The 3,884-nt window shown below is 29.6% G+C and carries 6 protein-coding genes; 1 reads left to right on the top strand and 5 read right to left on the bottom strand.

What is annotated here, in order from left to right; translation table 11 throughout:
- Positions 1-166: 166 nt before the first annotated feature.
- The 4 genes from ACOYLT_RS10565 to ACOYLT_RS10550 are packed head-to-tail and all read right to left on the bottom strand — an operon-like array spanning position 167 to position 2,399.
- Complete coding sequence (locus tag ACOYLT_RS10565) at positions 167-808, bottom strand: hypothetical protein (protein ID WP_422853813.1); 642 nt, start codon at positions 806-808, stop codon at positions 167-169.
- A 2-nt stretch (positions 809-810) separates the two neighbouring features.
- Complete coding sequence (locus ACOYLT_RS10560; protein ID WP_422853812.1) at positions 811-1,431, bottom strand: hypothetical protein; 621 nt, start codon at positions 1,429-1,431, stop codon at positions 811-813.
- Positions 1,432-1,440: 9 nt separating this feature from the next.
- Entirely contained in the window at positions 1,441-2,064 is a 624-nt protein-coding gene (locus ACOYLT_RS10555; RefSeq protein ID WP_422853811.1) for a hypothetical protein, read from the bottom strand.
- The gene (locus tag ACOYLT_RS10550) at positions 2,061-2,399 is read right to left on the bottom strand and encodes a PadR family transcriptional regulator (RefSeq protein WP_422853810.1); all 339 of its coding nucleotides are present in this window, start codon (positions 2,397-2,399) and stop codon (positions 2,061-2,063) included. The genes ACOYLT_RS10555 and ACOYLT_RS10550 overlap by 4 nt, the downstream gene beginning before the upstream one ends.
- 122 nt (positions 2,400-2,521) lie before the next feature.
- On the opposite strand from ACOYLT_RS10550, the gene ACOYLT_RS10545 reads away from it, so the two are divergent.
- A complete protein-coding gene (locus tag ACOYLT_RS10545) occupies positions 2,522-3,574 on the top strand; it encodes a 2Fe-2S iron-sulfur cluster-binding protein (RefSeq protein ID WP_422853809.1) in 1,053 nt (350 codons plus the stop codon).
- Between the two features lie 14 nt (positions 3,575-3,588).
- On the opposite strand, the gene ACOYLT_RS10540 is transcribed toward ACOYLT_RS10545, so the two are convergent.
- A partial coding sequence (locus ACOYLT_RS10540) for a glycosyltransferase family 9 protein (protein ID WP_422853808.1) occupies positions 3,589-3,884 on the bottom strand: 296 nt, incomplete at its 5' end.

The raw sequence follows: 3,884 nt of genomic DNA, 5'->3' as shown, positions 1-3,884 counted from the left end.
AACTCTATTTGCAACGCTTCTTCAAAAGAAAGCTTAGGATTTTTTTGCCATTGCTCTTCTATGGCATTCGCCAAATGATCTACTAATTCTGTTTGCAAATCATAGTATTCTACAAAATGCTGGCGTGTGAACTGGTATAATCGTTCTATTTGTTCGGCGGATAGTTTCATATTATAACCTTATCAAAGTGTTTACAAAATTGATTGTGTTTGTAATAACTATAAAAAGCTATTGGTGAGTAAGCTACAATCATAGCATTCCAAATTATAATAGGAGAAATTCCAATTAAAGAATAGAAAACAACATTCATAATCCAAAATAAAGATACCATTTTACAAATTCTATTGAATTCATAAGAATAGCTAGTTTCTTTATTTTTTTTGTAAATCAAATAACGAAACCCTAATAGTGTTAAAACTATAATTGAAATAAATCCAAACATGATTCCAGACAGAAAATCTGTATCAATTTCTTTTCTATAAATAAATTGTAACAGAAAAAACAATAAAATTATTGGTATTGCTATGCTGTTATAAATATAATAGCGTTTACGAATTCCGTTTAAAACAAACAACGAAAAACTTCGCTTATTACTTACCCAAATGCTACTTTTTAATAGCAAATTGGGTTCCCATTCTTTCAAAACTAAAAGCAAAGCTTCTTCAAAATTAATATTTTTTTCTTGCCCTAATTCTTCTGTTTGGCAAGCAATATGATCTTTGATTTCAAGTTTGAAATCGAGAAAATCCAATCCTAATTTTTCAAGAATTATGTCAATTTTTTCTATTTGTTCTGGGGAAAGTTTCATGATTAAGTATAATTAAATCGGTGACGGTTGAATTTTAAAACTTCTTTCGTTAAAAAAGCAACATAACCAAAAAGTAAATACGAGAAAACAAATAATGTTGTTTTAGATATAGTTTCTATTTCATGATATCTAAGAAAAAGAAGCTGAAGCCAATAAATGAGAACGAGTATGCTTCCAGTTTTTTCAACTCTATAAAATCTTTTCTTTAGATAATACCTAAAATAAAAAAATTGAAAAGCAAACAAAAAAACAATTAGCATCAAAACCATTTCTTTAAATTCAAAATTTGGAGAAAAAATCTGATTGAGTTTGAAATAATTAAAAAATAAAAATAAAATTACACCAAATACTAAAATGATAGGCGATACTAAAAACAATAAAAATTGTTTGACTACATCCCAATAAATAGTTCCGCTTGTTTTATTATTTCTCAAAATTTCAGTTTTATTTGCTGCCATAAAATCTTTGAACGCATCATAAAAAGCTAAATCTTCATTTTGCATTTTCTCCTCAACTCCAGTAGCAATATGATCAATCATTTCATAGCGAATGTCTAAATAAATAACATTATGATTTTTTAAATAAGTATCAATAAATACAATATCTTCTTTTGCTAATTTCATCGTTTAAATTTATAGTTTCAATAAATTATTTTCTTTAAAATGTTGTCTTACAGAGAAAAAATACATATAATAATAAGCTAAAGCTAATGTCATAAAAAATGAAAATATGCCTACAAAATAGAAAACATCTGCTTTTCTTATAATATGGATAAAGATGAAAAGATAGGTCATTAAAATAGTATTTGTAATTCCAGCAAAAGGAAGAATGTAAGACTTTCTTTTACTAGAAAATATTTCATAAAGAAGAAAAATTGAAATAGGCGCAGGAAGAATTATTGGCATAAAGTCAAAATATTCTAAAAACCATTCTTTTCCTTTTAAAGAAATTAAGTTGTAAGAAAAGAAAACGACAACTATAAAAGTCAAAAGATATTTTATAGAAAAAATATTTTTAAATAAAACGATCTTACTCCATCTTGAACCTGCATTGTTTAATTGAAGATTTGTTTCTTTTATAAAATCACTTTTGTTATTCAAAAAAACAGGGGAAATCTCTTCAAAATCGCCTTCCATCTGCTCCAATTCAGAAGCTAAATGGTCAACAATTTCTAGTCGAACATCATAGTAAAAAACGCCAAATTTTTTAAAAAGAGCGTTATCAATCTGTGATATGTTTTCTTTGCTTAATTTCATATTGTGTCTAATTTAGGCTGTACTAAACTTTGCATATTTCTGATAAAATCTTCTAATTCTGTTAATCTATTTACAGTTTCAGTAGTGCCTTTTTCAGTGAGTTTATAATATTTTCGCAACCGATTATCCACGTTTTCGACCTCGACTTCTAAAACTCCTTCTGCTTCTAATTTATGCAACGCAGGATACAAAGCGCCTTCGGTAATTTTCAATTCGCCTTTGGTAATGTCTTTTACTTTTTGGGTAATTTCATAGCCATACATTCTGCCGTTTTCCTCCATTAGTTTCATCACTATTGTGGTTAAACTTCCTTTATATAATTGTGAATTTTTCATTTCATTTTAATTTTTTGAAAAACAAATATACATAAGTTTTTTATATACATAATATTCTTATGTAATAAATTTTATATTTCTTTAAAAGTGATTCGTTTGTTACCTTTACCAAAAAATAGTTCATGTCATCGTTTTATAAATTACACATCAAAGAAGTAAAACACGAAACACCCAATGCTGTTTCAATTGCTTTCACACTTCCTGCTGAATTAAAATCTACCTATCAATTCATTGCTGGTCAGTACATAAACCTAAAATTAACACTTGATGGAGAAGAAGTTCGTCGTGCGTATTCCGTTTGTTCTTCGCCTAAAAGTGATGAACTGAGAATTGCTATTAAATCAGTAAAAAATGGTCATTTTTCAAAATTTGCTAACGAAAATATAAAAGTGGGTGACTTACTAGAAGTTAGTCCGCCAGAAGGCCGATTTACTTTTGAACCTCATGTTGAAAAACAAAAAAACTATGCGGCTTTTGCCGCCGGAAGTGGCATTACTCCTGTAATGTCTATCTTGAAATCGGTTTTAGAGAGTGAGCCAAAAAGCACTTTTGTTTTAGTTTATGGAAATAAAACAACAGAAGAAACCATTTTTTACAGCGAACTTCATGAATTACAACTAAAATATGTAGGCCGCTTTTTTGTGCATTACGTATTCAGTCAAGCTAAAATAGAAAATGAACTTTTTGGTAGAATAGATAAGTCGGCGATTAACTTTGTTTTAAATAATAAACACAAAGAAAAAGAATTTGATACGTTTTATTTATGTGGACCAGAAGAAATGATACATCTAGTTTCAACTGTTTTGGTAGCACAAAATGTAGCTGATAAAAACATCAAATTTGAATTATTTTCCACTTCTACAAAAGAGAATTCTGATGCAGCTTCACACGAAGGACATACCAAAATCACCATAATGGTTGACGATGAGGAAACCACATTTGAAATGTCACAAAAACAAACCGTTCTCGAAGCCGCTTTAAAACAAGGTGTCGATGCTCCTTATTCTTGTCAGGGTGGCATTTGCAGTTCTTGTTTGGCTCGAATTACAAAAGGTTCGGCAGAAATGAAAAAGAATTCTATTTTAACGGATGGCGAAATAGCCGAAGGATTAATTTTGACCTGTCAAGCGCACCCAACATCGGCTGAGATTTATGTGGATTATGATGATGTGTAAAAAGTGGACAGTGTTCAGTAATTAGTGTTCAATTTTTTAAGAATTGATTCTACTTTAATCGTTCTCATCACATCTTCATAACCTTCCACTTTTTTATTACCATAAACAGAAGTTGGTAGCAATGGGTGCTTTTCTCTATCAGCAGTTATACAATTTTCTAATGTTTGATTGAATGGTGCGAATCCGGCGAAAGGATGTGTTGCGCCCCAAAGCGTGACTACTTTCACACCAAGCATTGCCGCAATATGTGAATTCCCACTATCCATAGAAAGCATAACGTCAAGATTAGAAATTAATTGGAGTTCTTGTT

The sequence above is a fragment of the Flavobacterium sp. genome, from assembly GCF_049318185.1.
Lineage (GTDB): Bacteria > Bacteroidota > Bacteroidia > Flavobacteriales > Flavobacteriaceae > Flavobacterium.
The sequence above is the reverse complement of the archived record's forward strand: the minus strand, read 5'-3'. Positions and strand labels throughout refer to the sequence as shown.

Bases quoted from the DNA above. Each gene is read 5' to 3' on its own strand.
- ACOYLT_RS10565 (WP_422853813.1), bottom strand. From the start codon at position 808: ATGAAACTTTCCCCAGAACAAATAGAAAAAATTGACATAATTCTTGAA.
- ACOYLT_RS10560 (WP_422853812.1), bottom strand. From the start codon at position 1,431: ATGAAATTAGCAAAAGAAGATATTGTATTTATTGATACTTATTTAAAA.
- ACOYLT_RS10555 (WP_422853811.1), bottom strand. From the start codon at position 2,064: ATGAAATTAAGCAAAGAAAACATATCACAGATTGATAACGCTCTTTTT.
- ACOYLT_RS10550 (WP_422853810.1), bottom strand. From the start codon at position 2,399: ATGAAAAATTCACAATTATATAAAGGAAGTTTAACCACAATAGTGATG.
- ACOYLT_RS10545 (WP_422853809.1), top strand. From the start codon at position 2,522: ATGTCATCGTTTTATAAATTACACATCAAAGAAGTAAAACACGAAACA.